The following is a 16,220-nucleotide window of genomic DNA, read 5'->3' as shown; positions in this document are numbered from 1 at the left end:
CGTTCGGTGTGCGCGGCGAACCACAGCGACGGCCCGCAGTCCGGGCAAGCGATCGGCTGAGCATGGAAGCGGCGGTTGGCCGGGTCATGGTATTCAGCGGCGCAGCGTTCACACATGGTGAACGCCGACATGGTGGTGGCTGGACGGTCGTAGGGCAGGGCTCGGATGATGGTAAACCGGGGACCGCAGTTGGTGCACGTCACGAAGGGGTGCCGGTAACGACGGTCGTTCGGGTCGAACAACTCGGCGATGCAGTCGTCGCAGACCGCGATGTCGGGCGGAATTGGAGTGGTGGCACCGGCGACCGTCTGGCTTTCCGCGATGCGGAAGTTGCCGCTGCATGCACGGTCGGTGTTGACATTGACGACGCAGATAGCACTGATCCTTGCCAACGGCGGCGCCTCAGCCCGCAGCCGCCGATGAAAGTCGTCAATGCGTGCGGCGGGTCCCTGCACTTCGAGGAAGACCGCGCCCGAATCGTTGCCGACGAATCCGCTCAGCCCAAGGTCGGTCGCGATCCGGTGGACGAACGGACGGAACCCCACCCCTTGGACGACACCGGTCACGGTGAACTGCTTCCGGACATCGGCGGACTGCACCAGGGTGTCAGTCATCGTCGCGGCCCCGACCCATCAACTCCAGACCGGCCATCGCCTGCTCCGCGCCGGCACGGTCGGTCTTCTCGACTACGAACCCCATGTGAATGATTACCCAGTCATCGGGTGCAAACGTCTCCTCCGGCAACATGCCGACATTGACCTTGCGTTGCGCTCCGGCCACGTCGACGAGTGCGAGTTGCCCGTCGTAACCCTCCAGCATCCTGACTACTCGGCCCGGTATGCCCAGACACATCGCTCAGCCCTGCCCTTCGAACGACGCCGCCGGCGATCGAGACCGCAGACCCGCGACGACCTCCTCAACGGCGAGGACGGCCCGCGGAACGGCACTCGCGACGGCGTCGGTGAGACCGATACCTTGCTCGACGCTCCCGACCTCGCAGCCGATGACGACCGTGTAAGGCGGTTTGCCCCCGAGTGCCTTCAGGCTGTCGAATACTGCCGCGGGATCCATGCTGTGGGCATCCAGAGCGGCTGTTGGCGAACGTGATTCATGGTCGGCCTGAAAGATGTGCAAAGCGCCCGGGCTGCCTCGATTGGCGACCGCGTCGACAAGGACCAGCGCGTCCCAGTCGTCAAGCAACTCGTAGGCCAAGTGCATGCCCCCGATGCCGTAGTCGACCACCCGCACGCCCGAATCGTCTTGCTGGACTGGGACGTGCCTGACTACCTCGGAGCCGAACCCGTCGTCACCGAGGAAGATGTTGCCGATGCCGGCCACAAGGATGCGCACTGGTCTCGGACCGTCCCGCGACGCTACATGTGCCGGATCTTGAGATACCGCCGGGCGTCCGGCAGGGATATCAGCCCCAGCACAACTCCGGCCAGGGCGACCAGCGCCAGGATAGCGATGAACACCCATCCTACGATCTCCATGTCGAATTCCTTTCCGTGGTTGTGGTTTCGAGCGGTTCGACTTCGTCGGGGGAGAAGTACAGATAGCGGCCGTACCAGTCGTGCAGGTCTGCCGCCGGATCGTCTTCGACGACGACACCGACGTGCTGGTTGCCGTCGACATCTTCGTGCACGGTGGTGACGCGAGCGGTCTTGCCCGCGAAGAACAGGTCCTGTGCGTCGGCTCGGCGCCCCGGATGCAGAAGCACTCGACTGCCTCGAGCTACCCGGACACCGTTCACCAGCACTGCGTCCAGTTCGGGCTGTACGGCATTGTCGGCCAACGGATCCCACCAGTCCACACCGTCGGGCACCTCCGGAATCAGTCCGACTGCCTCCTGCGGGTCCCGCAGGACTCCGTGCAGGCGTGCCATTTCGTCGGGCGACATCGAGTCACAGCGGTCGATGATCTGCGCGGCCAGCGGATCGGTGGCTCGGGCCTGCGCCTTCTCCTGGTCGGTCATCGTCATCACCCGCAGCGTCAGGATCTCGTCGATCTCGGTGGAGTCGTATAACGCGGTCTCGCTCTGTTCGGCGATCTCGGGGTGGTCGTAGAGGATGATCGGCGAGATCAGCAGGAGATCGCGGGTGTCGGGCCTGCCGGCCAATACCGGGAAGCATCGGTGCTGGCTGCATCGAGACACCGCGTCGGCAGCGGGCAGCGGCGGCTCGAGGAGCGATACGAACTCGCCGCCAACGACTTCCGCGATGACGTGGGTGCCGATCAGGGAACGCGCAATCGCGTCGCCCTTGTCAAGAGCAGGGGCACCGGTGTTTGCGACTCGTACCGAGACTCGATGGAGCACGCCGTCCGGCTCGACGGCTACGGTCACCGTGGCGCTGATCTCCTGCCGGATTCGGACCAGCCGACCGCCCTCGACATATTCAACATCGGTTGCCGCCGGTGCGGTCAGCGTCAGCGACCACGGCTGGGCCGGATCGTCAAACGCAAAGGGGCCGAATGACGTTTCATCCTCGATGGCTTCATCCCAGGTCAGCCACGAACCAGCCGGCGTGTTCAGCTCGTCGACGGGTTCGAATTGGCCGCAGCCGTTGTCGCGTTCGGCGCGGCGATGCTGCAGCTGCAGGAAGCGCACCACCAGGGTGATTGCTTGCGCTCCGTCGACGAGAAACTGCGCGGCGATGGTGTCGTCCTCGCCGATTCCGGCGTCGTTCGCGCCCTCAGGGCCCAAAACGCCCCACTGCCAACGTGATCGATTTCTACTCGACGTCGCGCGGTACGGGTAGAGCAGGTACCCCTCGTAGAGGACGGCGTCGGCGACGGCGCGGGCCCGGTCCCAATCCGCGGTCATCGCGCCTCCTGGTGCGCCGCGTCGAGCAGGCCGGCGACCGCGTCCTCGATGCTCACCAGACCGCGCGCCGACTTGTAGGCGGCCAAAGCGGCTACGGTTTCGTGAGACAGCCGCACCCATCCGGCGTTTGGATAGTGCTGCCGGATGAGATCTCGCCACGCCGCCACTGGCATGTCGTAGTGGTCTTCGCACTCCCACGACACCTGTTGGACGGAAAAGCCTCGCTGACCCGCCCTGAATACGGTTCCGCTGAACAGGAATTGCAGCGGCACGGTGCCGTCGCGGAGCGCGTGCAGGTACTTGGCGGCGGCGACCTCGAAATCGTAGGTGCACTCGAGCGGCAGCGTTATCTCGGTGGCGTGGCTGAACGCCGGCACCATCGCGGTGCAATGCTGCCACAAGAATGTGCGCTGGGTGGTTGCCCAGCGTTCCCGCGGCCCGAACAAATCAGTCAGCCCCGCTGCCTCCTCGTCGGAGTAGCTCCGGTGCAATGGTTCGATGCGGACCTGGCAGCGCAGAGCGATCGCGTGCACCGGTTCGTCGTCGGGCACCGAAACACTGACGCGCGCGGTCAATACCGGGGTCGCCGCATATGGCTCCGGGACCACATCGAGGACGGCGAATGTCATGCCGGCCTGGTCGGTGGGGCCGGTCATCGCCGTTGCTCCGTACTACGGACTGCGAGTTGAGCGAAGAAGGCGTCGATGAATTCGCGGGCCTCGTGCCCGCCGTCGAAGCCCCGCCACAACATCCGCAACCCGCCGACGAACTCGTAGCAGGCGTCGATCGGGACCAGATAGCAATCGGGTTGTTCACCATCGCGCACTCGCACCAGCAGCGCCTCGACGTCGTCCGCGAGTAGGCCGACTCGGGGATCGGCAGCGCTGATCGCAGCCCAAGCTGCGAGGTCGAGCTCGGATTCGGTAGCTCCCGCTGGTCCCGGGTAGAACGCGACGGTGCGATCGAGCGCTGAGTTGCGGAAGAAGAATGCCAGGCCCACCGGGATCTGCAGCGCCTCCCACGCGCGGCGGTCCAGTGCAAAGTCGGGAAAGCCCAGATACCGGTCGGGGACCGCGCGGTACCGCAGCTCGGCGTGGCTGTCGGTGAAAAGCAGATAGCAGCCGCGGCATACGCACATCAGTTGGCGTCCTGCCACATTCACGACATGCTGGTGCTCATCGGCGATGCTCTCAGAGCACATTTCACATCGCTGTTCGGCGGGCTGCGGTGGCTGTGGGCTGTTGGTGATTCGGGCTAGCAGATCGTAGGGGGTGGTCATGCCGACGCGCCCATCGGTTCGGCCGGTACCGCGATCGACAGCACGCCGTCGCGCACGAGCAGCGGGACGGGGTCGAGGTGGCGCTCAGCTCGGTCGTCTAGGTCATCTAGCCCTGCCCCGGCGTGCACCACATCGAAATGCGCGTGGCAGCGCGGACATCGGAGCACCGGGTCGTTGCTGCCGGCGCGTCGGTGCAGCGCCGCACCGGTAAGCGATCCATCGCACGCTGGGCAGTGATCACGGTAGACGTACAACTGGTCGCCGACCCGACAGGCCAGCACCACAACGCTGGCGACCGAGAAACCGCCGACTTCGCCGGGCGCCAGGTCGGCAAGATCGGGCAGCTGATGCCAGGCTGAGCCGCCGCCGTTGGACGGCGCTCTGGAATGGACTTGCGCGAGCAGGGATTCGGCCGGGATGACGGTTGCCGGCTTTCCTGACGCGGCATCGGGCGTTACCACTTCAATCGACGAGATCTCCGGCGCAGCGGCCCGCACGGCGTCTTCGACCGTCAGCTCCAGCGTCATCGCCGACGACGGACAACTCTTGCAGCTGCCGGCGAATTGCAGCCGGACGGTGTCGCCGACAATCTCAAGCAGGTGGACATCGCCGCCGTGCGAACCGAGGTAGGGTCGCACGCTGTCCAGGGCGTCGGATACTCGTCGGCGCACGTCGTGCGGATGCAGCCCATGGACGAGCAACAGGCTGGCCACCAGGTCGTCGTCGGCGAGGCGGTCGACGACCGCCGGATCGTCGACCATGGCCATTACCCGCGACAGGCCCGCGCCGTAGAGTTCGGCTACCTCGCGGACTAGCTGCTCGGCGCGCGCACGCGCGACCGCTCCGCCGGCCGACGTCGCGTCCAGCAGCGTCTGGATCCGATCGCCCGCCGAGCGCCATTGCGCGTCCCCCGTCAACTCCTCAGGGCGATCGGCCATGCATCACTCCCCGGTCGCAGCTTGCGTCGGTGAGTGCAGCCGCTCCAACGTCTTGCCGTTGCCCAGGTACATATGCACCCCACAGGGCAGGCAGGGGTCGAAACTGCGCACTGTGCGCATGATGTCGATGCCCTTGAAGTGCTCTCGGTCGTTCTCCTCGAAGATCGGTTGGCCCTGCACCGCGTCCTCGTACGGTCCCGGTGTGCCGAAGCTGTCGCGCGGGTTGGCATTCCACGGCGTGGGCGGGTACGGGTGGTAGTTGGCGATCTTGCCGTCGCGAATCACCATGTGGTGACTCAATACTCCCCGCACCGCCTCGGTGAAGCCGCAGCCGATGCCTTCCTTGGGCACGTCGAACTTCTCCCAGGTCTTGGTGCGGCCGGCTCGGATTTCGCCAAGTGCCTGCTCGCAGAAGTGCAGTGCACATGCCGCCGCGTAGGCCTGGAAGTAAGTTCGCGCCCGGTCGCGCTCGATGGTGTTGGACCCGTGCTGCGGGATCTTCCACTCGAACTCGACCGGCCCCTTCAGCGCGGTCTTCGGGAAGTTGATCTGCACCGAATGACCGGTGGACTTGACGTAGCCAATGTCGACCAGGCCGGCCAGCGCCGTCGCCCACAGCCGGGCGAGCGGACCCCCACCGGTGTCCAGAGCGAGGTGGTCCTTGCCGTCGAACCAGCGCGGCGACATCACCCAGCTGTAGTTGCCGCCGTCCATGTCGCGCTTTTGCGGATGCGGGTTGGTGTGCTGGTTCCATGGGTGGCGCCGGTCGACCGGGTTGCCCAACGGATCGGTCTTGACGAACATCTCCTGATCGGTCCAGTCGTCGTAATACGAACTGCCCAAAAGGATCCGGATGCCCAGGTTGATATCGACCAGCGAGTGGGTCACCAGCTTGCCGTCGACCACCACGCCCGGTGTGACGAACATGGCGTTGCCCCAACGCTCCATGTCCTTGTAATCGAAGTTGCACACCTCGGGGTCCTGGAAGGAGCCCCAGCAGCCCAATAGGGTGCGGCGCAGACCGACCTTCTCGTAACCGGGAATCGCTTCGTAGAAGAAGTCGAAGAGATCGTCGTGCATCGGTACGACTTTCTTCATGAACTCGACGTAGCGCATCAGGCGGCTCATGTAGTCGGTCATCAACTGGATGGTTGCCACCGTGCCGACCCCGCCTGGGTACAGCGTGGACGGGTGCACATGCCTGCCTTCCATGAGGCAGAACATCTCTCGGGTGTACCGGCTGACTTGTAGCGCCTCGCGGTAGAACTCCCCGCTGAACGGGTTGAGCGACCGCATGATGTCGGCGATGGTCTTGTATCCGTGTGCATCGGCGCGCGGAGCTGCGGTGTTTTCCGCTTTGGCCAGCACACCCGGGTTGGTTTCCGAGACCATCTTTTCGCAGAAGTCCACACCGACCAGGTTTTCTTGGAAGATGTTGTGGTCGAACATGTATTCCGCGGCTTCGCCGAGGTTGACGATCCACTCGCCCAAATGCGGCGGCTTGACCCCGTAAGCCATGTTCTGGCAGTAGCAGGAACAGGTGGCGTGGTTGTCACCGCAGATACCGCAGATGCGACTGGTGATGAAATGGGCGTCGCGAGGATCCTTGCCCCGCATAAATAATGAGTAACCGCGGAAGATGGACGATGTGCTGTGACACTCGACCACTTCGCGGTTCTCAAAGTCGATCTTGGTGTAGATGCCGAGGCTGCCCACGATCCGGGTGATCGGATCCCAGGCCATTTCGACGAGTTGGCCGGGCTCGCGCTTCGCGTGGGACGGCTCGGGGATGATCGTTGTCATCGAACTTTGCTCCGTATCTTCAGCTGCGAGGTCGTGTCGCGCCTTACCAGGTGCGGCGTGCGCCCGTCGTGAGTTTGTCGCCCTTGTGCCGCCACTTCGGCTCTTTGTCCACGGTGCGTGCGGTGACACCGCGCAGGTTGCGGATCAGCGAGCCGTAAAGTCCTGAGGCGGTGGTGGAAACCTTGCCGCCCGGCGGCTCATCCATGAACGGCATGAACTTGTCCGGGAACCCGGGCATGGTGCACCCGATGCAGATGCCGCCGACGTTGGGGCAACCGCCGATGCCGTTGATCCAGCCACGCTTGGGTACATTGCACTTGACCACTGGGCCCCAACAGCCCAGCTTGACAATGCATTTCGGTGATCCGTACTCGGTGGCGAAGTCGCCCTGCTCGTAGTAGCCGGCCCGGTCGCAGCCCTCGTGCACGGTGGCACCGAACAGCCACTGTGGCCGCAGCGCGTCGTCGAGCGGGATCATCGGTGCCTGCCCGGTGGCCATGTAGAGCAGATAGGTCAGCGTCTCCGACAGGTTGTCCGGCTGGATCGGGCAGCCCGGGACGCAGACGATCGGAATTCCGGCCTTGCTCTTCCATTCCCAACCCAGGTAGTCGGGGACGCCCATTGCTCCGGTTGGATTGCCGGCCATCGCGTGGATGCCGCCGTAGGTGGCGCAGGTGCCCACCGCGACCACCGCGGTCGCCTTGGGGGCCAGTCGATCGAGCCACTCACTGGTGGTCATCGGCTGGCCGGTGGCCGGGTTGTTGCCGAAGCCGCACCAATACCCTTCGCTCTTGAGCGATTCGTTGGGAATTGAACCTTCCACGACCAGCACGAACGGTTCGAGCTCACCGCGATCGGCCTTGAAGAACCACTCGAGGAAATCGTCGGCCCCGCCGTTGGGGCCGCATTCGAAGTCGATCAGTGGCCAGTGCACGGCGATCTTGGGTAGCCCGGGCAGCGCGCCCAGCGCAATCTCCTCGATGCTGGGTTGGGTGGCGGCAGTCAGCGCCACCGAATCGCCATCACAACTGAGACCCGCATTGATCCATAGAACGTGGATCAATGTTTCTTCCGCTTTGACTGCTGCTTCTGTTGGCATAATGCAGCCTCTCGGGGCCGGGCTGGAACCCCCGGAGCCCCGACGCCGCTTGAGGCCGCTTCCTTGACCCCGCTTGACGCGGCGCTATTTTCTCGGTCTACTCCCGCCGAACTGGCTTGTCAACGAAGTTCTGGCAAATCCGGAGAGCTGGAACAGGTTTCTGGATTTCGGCGTGATTTCGTCAGCCCTGGCGTATTCTTGGGCCTCGATCGCCGTCGGGGGCCATCATTGGTGCGTGCCGCTCAGCAACATATCTGCCGTCTTGCGAATCAGTTGCATGTGTTGCGAGCCAAGGGATTTCCCGCTGTCGGTTCAGCCGCGCCCGAAATGCGCGTCACCCGCGAGCTCAGACAGCTGAGTCGGCGATGAATCGTCGCAGCCAGCCGAACCAGGCGGACATCCCGGCGCCGGTGCGGGCACTCACCGGCAAAATCGTCGCCGTCGGATTGACCTCGTGAACGCGGGCCATATACGAGTCGACATCGACGTCCAAATACGGCACCAGGTCGATCTTATTGAGCAGTACCACGTCCACGGCGCGAAACATCACCGGGTACTTCAATGGTTTGTCGTCACCTTCGGTGACCGAATAAACCATCGCCTTAGCGTGCTCGCCGACGTCAAACTCGGCCGGGCATACCAGATTTCCGACATTTTCGATGATCACCAGATCCAGGTGAGCTAATTCCAGTCCTTGCAGGGCGCGGTTGACCATGGGTGCGTCGAGATGACACTCGCCGCCGAATCCGTTGCCGGTATTCAGTAGAGAGATCTGGGCGCCGCGGCCGCCGAGCTTGGCGGCGTCAAGGTCGGTGGCGATGTCGCCTTCGATCACCCCTAGGGCGATATCATCGGCCAGTTCGTCGAGCGTTGCGCTCAGCACCGTCGTCTTGCCGGAGCCGGGGGAGCTCATCAAGTTAATAGCGCGAATCCCATTGTGCTCAAATAACTTTCGATTAAATCCGGCTCGGATATCGTTCTCGGCAAAGATCGCCTCCAGCACGTCGATCCGCTGGGAGCCGGTCTCGTAACCGCTGTGATCGCCGTGGTCGCCGGCGTGGCTATGCGGCTGGTCGCCGTGCTCGTGGGTGTGTTCTGTTCCGTCATCGTGTCGATGAAATCTACCCATCGCCAGTACCTTTCACGAGACATCCAATGACGTCACCAAGAACTCGTCGCCGCACAGCACCTCGACATCGGCACTCTCGCAACGCGGGCATAGCAATGACCACTGCGAGGTGATCACCGACTGGTGGCCGCAGGAACGGCAGGTCACCTCAGCGGTGACCCATTCGAGTTCCAACTCGGCGTCGGGCATGTCTTCGTAGTCGCGGACCAGCGTCCAGCAAAAGGACAGCGACTCGGGAACCACTTGGCGGAGCGCGCCAATCCGGACGCGAACCACGTCGACATGGCGACCGTCGGCGTACGGTTTGATTACACCGGCGATCGCCTCGCACAGTGACAGCTCATGCACGGCTAATCACCGCTACGTCCCGGAGCCTTGGCGCCTGACAGCCCCATGAGCACCGTTCTACACCGCCCAAGGCGCCGGGGGGCGCAACTCAAATGTTTGGATACCTTCGCGATCGCGGGCTCTGGGTTTGGCCAACGTAGCGGGGCTATCCTGAAGCGGCGGGGCGAACAATGGACCGTGACGAGCTCTTGGCCTCGATCGAGGCGATGCGCCCCGGTCGCGAAGACTTCGTGTACCTCCAGCGATCTGGCGACGAGTACGACTGGCACATCGTGCCGGTCGGCGATGTGCTACCCGATGCCCGACCGACGGGCAGGCCCGAACCCGATGTGTGGATGTCGTTCTCCGCGGCCTGGCCGCTCGACGAGCCAGAACGGTTGCGGGTGTTCTTCGATGACCTGCTCGCGGAGTTGGAGTCGATGCAAAGCAGCGCCGATCGCTGTCGCTGGCCGGTTGAACAGCCGTGGCCACACTTTCACTGAGCGGCGGGCCACGTGATGAACTTTCGGATTACCGAGAATGACCGGGCCCAATTCAAACGGTGCCGTCGGCAGTGGGATTTCGCGTCACCACATCGCCGTGGTCTTGCACCCGTCGGCGCCGTAGATCCCGCCCTAACGGCTTCGATCAAGGACGCGCTCGCCGTTTACTACTACCCCGGAACGTGGGACTGGCCGCACGAACTGAAGCAATCACTCGTGCACAAGGCCGTCAAACGTGCACTCGACGATGCTGGCCAGCCCGATTCGCTGAAGACCGCAACGACGCTGCTCGACTCCTACGATGCGTGGGCGAGCACCATTGACGACTTCGCACCGGTGAAGATCGACCACGACGTCGAGCCGCTCGTGCCCGACCCGCGCGACCCCGAACGTGGGCTGACGATCCCCGATGGATCCCCGGTGATCTACACATGCCGGATCGATCTGCTGGCGGTGGATGCCGCCGACGAGTATTGGGTCGTCCGCCACCAGATCGTCGACGACTGGCAGGACTTGGACGCGCTGATCCGCGATGAGGTGGCCGTCGCTGGCTGTTGGGCCTGGGAGCAGGAATACCTGGGTATGGAGATCTCGGGCACCATCCACAACGAGGTCCGCATCAGCGGCCCGCTTGATCTGCCCGCAGCCGATCGCGCCGCAACCGGTGCGTCGTATCGGGTTCGGCAAAGCGAGCCAAGCGGCGGTGGTCGGTCTATCCCGCAGCACCGACGGATGTCGGCCCGCACGGCGCGAACGGACGACACGAATCGCGTCGAGCAATGCACCGCAGGCCTAGTGCGGCGGACCCGCATCCGCCGTACCCGGGCCGAGATCGGCCTGGTTGCGATGTTGGTCGGTGCTGAGGCAATCGACATGACCAGCAATCCGGCGATCTACCCGACATTCGCCCAGCACTGCCGGGCGTGCGAATTCAGCAGCCCGTGCCTGGCGCTGGTCGAGGGAACCGACGCCGAGACAATTTTGGCGCAACGTTTCCGACGTCAACCGACCGACGAGCCGCGCAAACCAAGACTTGGACAGTCGACATGGGGCTTCGGCAGGGGAGCCGCCCCACCCCGGTGGTAAATCCGGGACCGCCGCGAACGGCGAAGCTGTGACCAATCTCAAGTGCCGAATGTGACAGAGGCCATTGCCGAGTGCGGCCGGCACCGCCGACCCTGGTAGCCCAATCGACAACTTGGCACAGGAGAACCGGTGGCTGTTGAGCCTGATCGTATGGACTTCGCATACGACCTGACCCTCGACGAGGCGCGGCGGCGGGCCGCCGTCCTGGAGGCGATCGGGGAGGACTGGGACCCGCTGGCGGTGCTCTCCGAGGAGGATCGCGCCTACGCGATGCTCTACTCGGACCTGGACGACGAACAGCAACGAATCTACGACGATCTGGTAGCCGCTGGGGTGCTTCCGGAACGGGTCGCCGGCCGTGTTCCCGATTGACCCCACCGCTGATCGGGGCCGCCGCGCATGGTTCGGCTGCCCGCAGTGCAAGCACGGCGTCGGTTGCGCCGACTGCCAGAGCAGCCGCAACTGCGGCGAGCACTGGCAGTTCCTGCTCAGCAACCAGGCCTGGCTCCTGCACCTGCAATGCCCCCAGTGCGGTCACCTCTGGTCGGTCGACAGCAAGCCTGGCGGTTTGTCGTCAACCAGCGCTGCCTAGCCCGCCGCGCCTCACGACAGGTCGAGTAGCGCGTTCTCGACGACCTCCGGCAATGCCGGATGAATCCAGTACTGGCCGCGAGCCATCTGCTGGGTCAGCAGCCCGAAGCTCATCGCCTGGATCAGCGGCTGGATGATCGACGATGCCTGGTGTCCCATGATGTGCGCGCCGAGCAGTCGCCCGGTCCCGCGATCGCCGATCAGCTTGACAATGCCGGTGGTGTCCTCCATCGCCCAGCCGTAGGCGACCCCACCGTAGTCCTGGATGGTGCAGGACACGTCGAAACCCTGTGCGACAGCTTCGTTCTCAGTCAACCCGACGGTGGCGATCTGCGGATCGGTGAACACGGCGGCCGGGACGTAACGGTGGTCGGTGGCCACCAGCGCTTGGGTGTCGTCCCAGTCGCAGAGCAGGTTGTGCTGCACCACACGCGCTTCATGGTTGGCGACGTGCTTGAGCGCGTACGGCGACGACACATCGCCAAGCGCGAAAACGTTACGCGCCGAAGTTCGTTGGTATTCATCGACGACGATTCGGCCGTAGTCGACCTCGATGCCGGCCTGCTCGGCGTCCAGCTGATCGCCGTTGGGTATCCGCCCGGTCGCCACCAGTACAGCGTCGGCGCCCAGCGTCGAACCGTCGTCAAGCTCCAGCACAATGCCGGAACGGTCCTCATGAGAGCCGATCACATTGCGGTGGGTACGCAGTTCCCATTTGCTCGACGCGATGCGGGTAAACCGTTCGCACAGCGTGTCATCGAGGTGGCGCAACAGGCCGCCGCCGCGGATCACCAGAGTGATCCGGACACCGAGTGCGGAGAAGATGTGTGCGAATTCGGCTGCTACGAAACCCCCTCCGACAATCACCAGGTGCGGGGGCAGCTCGGCTATCCGCATGATGTTGTCACTGGTGGAGTAGCGCACCCCGCACTCGATGATGGCCGGCGGGATCACCGGTCGCGCGCCCGCGGCGATCACCACCTGGTCGGCGGTGAACTCGTCGCCGCCATCGGTGCGCAGCAGATACCGACCGTCCGGCTGGACCGCGCCGAACCGGGTGTGCCGGTCGTAGACATCAACATTGGGGGAGGCCCGTCGGTAGTCTTCCCCGCTGATCGCGATCGGGTCGATGCGCCCGAAAACGCGCGAGACGATGTCATCCCAGCGCACCCGGTCGATGTGCGCGTCGACGCCGTAACGGGCGGCGGTCCGGATCGTTTCGGCGACCTCGGCGGCGTAGACGAACATCTTGGTGGGGATGCATCCGACGTTCAGGCAAGTCCCGCCGAACGTGCCCTGCTCGCAGATCGCGACCCGTTTTCCGGCATAGCGTCCGTCGAGAATGCTGTTGCCCGAACCGGTTCCGATGATTGCGAGGTCGTAGGTCTCCATCCGCGTGCCCCTCAGCCGCTTTCGGTCTTCACGTTGGAGGCGGCACCGAGATAGTCGTCGAGCCAAATGTCCAACTGTTGGTAGGCCACCTGCCGCGGCTGCGGCATCGACAAGAACACGTCATGCTTGGCGTTGGTCACCGGAATGATTGTGCTGCGGTTGCCGATGCAGCCGGCCCAGCGGGCGATAAGTGCCACGTTGAGAACCGCGTCGCCGCATTGCAAGGCGATTTGGTCCGCCGCCTCCGGCACGCTGTGATCTGACCGCAGGATCAGGTTCGGCACGCCGACGTCGAGCCCGCGATGCAGCCGCGTCAGGCCACGCTGGATCGCGCGCAGCCAACCGAAGGTGATGGGGAAGCCGCCAAGCGGCTTCCACTGCAGGTTGTAGTCGAACTCGCCGTGGTAGTCGCGGTGCAGGCTGGCGCCGTAACCGCCAGCATTTTCAGTCGGGGACCGGGCGACCCGTTTTTCACCGGCCCGCGCGATCGCCGCGACCAGTGCGGCGGTCGTCGGCCAGCGCAGTACCCCTGGTCCGGGCAAATCCAAAAATGGGCTGTTCAGTACCAGCCCGGTCACGCCCGCGCCTGCCGTCGCGCCATTGCTGCGTCTACGACGGAGTCTGTCCAGCCACAGCGACACGATCAACCCGCCGGCGGAATGGCCGTACACGAGCACCCGCGCCGAACCGGTCCCCTCCCCGATGACCTCCAGCGCGCGGTCGAGCTCGGCGTCGTAGCGGGCCAGGTCGGTGGTGAAGTGCGGGGTTTGGCCGGTCCGCCACGATCGCCCACATTTGTGTAAGTCGAGCGCATAAAAGGCGAACCCGCGGTCGGCGAAGTGGTCGGCCAGCGCGGTGTGGAAGAAGTAGTCGGTGTACCCGTGCACCGCAAGGACGGCGTCGGTGGCCGGCGCAGCGCCGCCGCGGCGCAGCAGTGTCGCGACGACATCGCCCTCGCCGTCGGGATCGTCGCCCAGCGGGATGGTGAGCTGCCAGTAGCCGGGGAGGACATCGGGCTGCCAGCCAGTCACGAACGCCAGCTTAAAGCGTGCCGAGCCCGGCTATCGCTGGTCCGCGTAGGGCACCGCCTCGGTCACGCCACCGCCGTTGAGCGGCGGCCCGAGCAACACGGTCGATATGTTGCTGGCGGGGTTGTAGTCGAAGAGCGATTGGCCGCCCCCGCACGACGCGGTGGCCCGCAGGTCGAGATCGCCCCCGTTGACGCCTGCGACGATGACGCTGCGCCCGGGTTCCACGCCGGACACCGAAATCGCGGAGGTGGTGCCGTCAGCGTTGAGCTTGGCCAGGTACTGATAGCCGCATGCTCCTTCGGCCTGCACGAACGTGCCTGCGGGGAGCTGCCAAGCGCTGGCGTCGCGGAGGTCGGGGCCCTTCTGCCCGTCATTGACAGCGGTGAGGGCGGTGGCCGGGCTGCCGTCGATCGGTGCCAACCAGAGGCGCGACGCAAACCCGGGAGCATCGCAGGCCGTCAGAACGGTGGCGGCTGATTTCTCGTCCCACCATCTCAACGGGCGGCAGTTGGTCTGACCGGGGATCGACAGCGTTGAGCCGGGAGTTCCGTCGTTGCCCATCAGCGCCAGGCCTGCCGACGTGCCGAGGACCAGCCGCGTTCCGTCGGGCGTCGAGAGATAGTCGCCGTTGAATGGGCTGCCGAGTTTGTCGGTGGGGTAGGTGAGTTGGTGGTTGCCAGCGAGGTCGACTCGATCGAGAGTCGCGAGCCGCGGGCCGGGCCCGGGTGGGGTGGACAACAGCAGCGCCTTGCCGTTCGGGCGGCTGTAGCGAGGCGATCCGTGCACCGGCAACGTCGTCTGCGTGCCGGTGTGCAGGTCGACCATGATGGCCGCCGACGGGGTGGCGTACTTTGCGTCGAATAGGGCGTGGCTCCCGTCGCCCGACCAGTCCACCAACTCGGGATTCGCCCTTGGACCCGGCGGCGGAAAGGTGGTGATCGGATATCGGCCGCCCACGGGGTCGACCAGGTACAGCGTCGTGGTGGCGGTCTCGTAGGTCGGGGAGCCCGGCGGCAGCGGCGCGCCGGGGCGGTCGCCGGAAACCAGGCTCCAAGTAGCAAGCATCCAACCCGGACCGACCTGCGACCAGGGAATGGTCGCGATGGCGGCTTCCACTCCGTGAGCCGCTGCCTGCGCACGCGTCGTCGACGACGTTGCAGCAGAGCTGCCAGGTTTTCCATGGGTCGTTTCCGAACCGGTCGACGAGGAACACCCGGCCACCAGCACGCCGGCCAGAGCGATGGCCCGAGCTAGATTCCGCCAGGTCATGGCGCACAGCGTGGCAGATCACGACGGAATCTGCGGCACAAACTCGAACAACGGTGATCGGGTTGGCCGGGATAACCTGGCGATCTGGACAGCCCAGACCGGTCATTCGATTGCGAAGGACGAACTAGTTCCGTGTCAGACCCGCAGGTTGCAGCGAAGGCCGACGTTGCGTTGGTCGGGGCGGGGATCATGAGCGCCACCCTGGGTGCGTTGTTGCGGCGGCTGGAGCCCGATTGGTCGATCACCCTCGTTGAGCGGCTGGACGCGGCCGGGGCCGAAAGCAGCGACGCGTGGAACAACGCCGGCACCGGGCATTCCGGGCTCTGCGAGCTGTTTTATACACCGCAGCAGCCGGACGGCTCGATCGATGTCAGCAAAGCGGTGCGCGTCAACGAGCAGTTTCAGGTCACTCGGCAGTTCTGGGCGTATGGGGCCGGAAACGGCATGCTGCCTGACGTGCGCGGTTTTCTGCGCGCGGTTCCGCATGTGAGCTTTGTGCAGGGCATCGATCGCGTCGATTATCTGCGTCGCCGCCGCAAGGCGCTGGCCGGTAATCCACTGTTTGCCCGCACCGAATGGATCGACGACACTGACGAATTCGCCCGCCGGCTGCCATTGATGGCCGCCAAACGCGATCTTTCCAAACCGATTGCGCTGGATTGGGCCGCCGATGGCACCGACGTCGACTTCGGTGCTCTGTCCCGACAACTCATCGGCTACAGCGCGCGCAACGGCACGACCGTGTTGTTCGGCCATGAGGTCCGCAAGCTGTCTCGTGAACGCGACGGCGGTTGGGCCCTGACCGTCCGCAATCGCCGCACCGGCGAAAATCGCGATCTGAAGGCAAGATTCGTCTTCGTGGGTGCCGGCGGGCAGGCGTTGCGGCTGTTGCAGCAGTCTGGCATCGCAGAAGCCAAGGGATTTGGCGGCTTTCCGATCGGCGGAAAGT

Annotated in this window: 19 protein-coding genes; 4 read left to right on the top strand and 15 right to left on the bottom strand. The window is 64.8% G+C overall.

Going from position 1 to position 16,220, the window contains the following annotated elements; genetic code table 11:
* The 12 genes from WB785_RS19575 to WB785_RS19520 all read right to left on the bottom strand — a co-directional run.
* Positions 1-614 (bottom strand): acylphosphatase (locus WB785_RS19575; protein ID WP_424080952.1); only part of this gene is annotated, 614 nt, incomplete at its 3' end.
* Positions 607-852: a HypC/HybG/HupF family hydrogenase formation chaperone gene (locus WB785_RS19570; protein ID WP_424080951.1), complete on the bottom strand. Its 246-nt coding sequence runs from the start codon at positions 850-852 to the stop codon at positions 607-609. The genes WB785_RS19570 and WB785_RS19575, both read right to left, overlap by 8 nt.
* Before the next feature lie 3 nt (positions 853-855).
* Positions 856-1,350: a hydrogenase maturation protease gene (locus WB785_RS19565; RefSeq protein ID WP_424080950.1), complete on the bottom strand. Its 495-nt coding sequence runs from the start codon at positions 1,348-1,350 to the stop codon at positions 856-858.
* A gap of 23 nt (positions 1,351-1,373) precedes the next feature.
* Positions 1,374-1,493 (bottom strand): DUF6893 family small protein, encoded by a 120-nt coding sequence (locus WB785_RS19560; RefSeq protein WP_424080949.1) that lies wholly within the window; start codon positions 1,491-1,493, stop codon positions 1,374-1,376.
* Positions 1,481-2,824, bottom strand: coding sequence for a hypothetical protein (locus tag WB785_RS19555; protein ID WP_424080948.1), 1,344 nt, complete (start codon positions 2,822-2,824; stop codon positions 1,481-1,483). Before WB785_RS19555 ends, WB785_RS19560 begins: the two co-directional genes overlap by 13 nt.
* Positions 2,821-3,480: a DUF6084 family protein gene (locus WB785_RS19550; protein ID WP_424080947.1), complete on the bottom strand. Its 660-nt coding sequence runs from the start codon at positions 3,478-3,480 to the stop codon at positions 2,821-2,823. The genes WB785_RS19555 and WB785_RS19550 overlap by 4 nt, the downstream gene beginning before the upstream one ends.
* Positions 3,477-4,103, bottom strand: coding sequence for a DUF5947 family protein (locus tag WB785_RS19545; RefSeq protein ID WP_424080946.1), 627 nt, complete (start codon positions 4,101-4,103; stop codon positions 3,477-3,479). The genes WB785_RS19550 and WB785_RS19545 overlap by 4 nt, the downstream gene beginning before the upstream one ends.
* On the bottom strand, positions 4,100-5,041 hold the full coding sequence (locus WB785_RS19540; RefSeq protein ID WP_424080945.1) for a NifU family protein: 942 nt from the start codon (positions 5,039-5,041) through the stop codon (positions 4,100-4,102). The genes WB785_RS19545 and WB785_RS19540 overlap by 4 nt, the downstream gene beginning before the upstream one ends.
* A gap of 3 nt (positions 5,042-5,044) precedes the next feature.
* On the bottom strand, positions 5,045-6,844 hold the full coding sequence (locus tag WB785_RS19535; RefSeq protein WP_424080944.1) for a nickel-dependent hydrogenase large subunit: 1,800 nt from the start codon (positions 6,842-6,844) through the stop codon (positions 5,045-5,047).
* A gap of 43 nt (positions 6,845-6,887) precedes the next feature.
* On the bottom strand, positions 6,888-7,943 hold the full coding sequence (locus tag WB785_RS19530) for a hydrogenase expression protein HypE (RefSeq protein ID WP_424080943.1): 1,056 nt from the start codon (positions 7,941-7,943) through the stop codon (positions 6,888-6,890).
* A gap of 346 nt (positions 7,944-8,289) precedes the next feature.
* A complete protein-coding gene (gene hypB, locus WB785_RS19525; protein ID WP_424080942.1) occupies positions 8,290-9,072 on the bottom strand; it encodes a hydrogenase nickel incorporation protein HypB in 783 nt (260 codons plus the stop codon).
* Between the two features lie 12 nt (positions 9,073-9,084).
* Complete coding sequence (locus WB785_RS19520) at positions 9,085-9,420, bottom strand: hydrogenase maturation nickel metallochaperone HypA (RefSeq protein WP_424080941.1); 336 nt, start codon at positions 9,418-9,420, stop codon at positions 9,085-9,087.
* A 170-nt stretch (positions 9,421-9,590) separates the two neighbouring features.
* On the opposite strand from WB785_RS19520, the gene WB785_RS19515 reads away from it, so the two are divergent.
* From WB785_RS19515 to WB785_RS19505, 3 genes are all read left to right on the top strand, one after another.
* The gene (locus WB785_RS19515; protein ID WP_424080940.1) at positions 9,591-9,902 is read left to right on the top strand and encodes a hypothetical protein; all 312 of its coding nucleotides are present in this window, start codon (positions 9,591-9,593) and stop codon (positions 9,900-9,902) included.
* 15 nt (positions 9,903-9,917) lie between these two features.
* Positions 9,918-10,988, top strand: a complete 1,071-nt coding sequence (locus WB785_RS19510) for a hypothetical protein (protein ID WP_424080939.1) — start codon at positions 9,918-9,920, stop codon at positions 10,986-10,988.
* Positions 10,989-11,138: 150 nt separating this feature from the next.
* Entirely contained in the window at positions 11,139-11,360 is a 222-nt protein-coding gene (locus WB785_RS19505; RefSeq protein WP_424080938.1) for a DUF6400 family protein, read from the top strand.
* Positions 11,361-11,591: 231 nt separating this feature from the next.
* Here the strand turns inward: WB785_RS19505 and mtr are convergent, their stop codons facing one another.
* Genes mtr through WB785_RS19490 form a run of 3 tightly spaced genes read right to left on the bottom strand, consistent with a single transcriptional unit; the run spans position 11,592 to position 15,271 of the window.
* Positions 11,592-12,971 (bottom strand): mycothione reductase, encoded by a 1,380-nt coding sequence (gene mtr, locus WB785_RS19500; RefSeq protein WP_424080937.1) that lies wholly within the window; start codon positions 12,969-12,971, stop codon positions 11,592-11,594.
* A gap of 11 nt (positions 12,972-12,982) precedes the next feature.
* Positions 12,983-14,002, bottom strand: a complete 1,020-nt coding sequence (locus WB785_RS19495; protein WP_424080936.1) for an alpha/beta hydrolase — start codon at positions 14,000-14,002, stop codon at positions 12,983-12,985.
* Between the two features lie 30 nt (positions 14,003-14,032).
* Positions 14,033-15,271: a hypothetical protein gene (locus WB785_RS19490; protein ID WP_424080935.1), complete on the bottom strand. Its 1,239-nt coding sequence runs from the start codon at positions 15,269-15,271 to the stop codon at positions 14,033-14,035.
* A gap of 189 nt (positions 15,272-15,460) precedes the next feature.
* Between WB785_RS19490 and WB785_RS19485 the strand changes: the two genes are divergently transcribed.
* On the top strand, positions 15,461-16,220 hold a 760-nt coding region (locus tag WB785_RS19485; RefSeq protein ID WP_424080953.1), incomplete at its 3' end, for a malate:quinone oxidoreductase.

The sequence above is a fragment of the Mycobacterium sp. genome, assembly GCF_049585075.1.
In the GTDB taxonomy this organism is placed as follows: Bacteria; Actinomycetota; Actinomycetes; order Mycobacteriales; family Mycobacteriaceae; genus Mycobacterium.
Note: the sequence above shows the minus strand (reverse complement) of the source record. Positions and strands in the feature narration are given on the sequence as shown.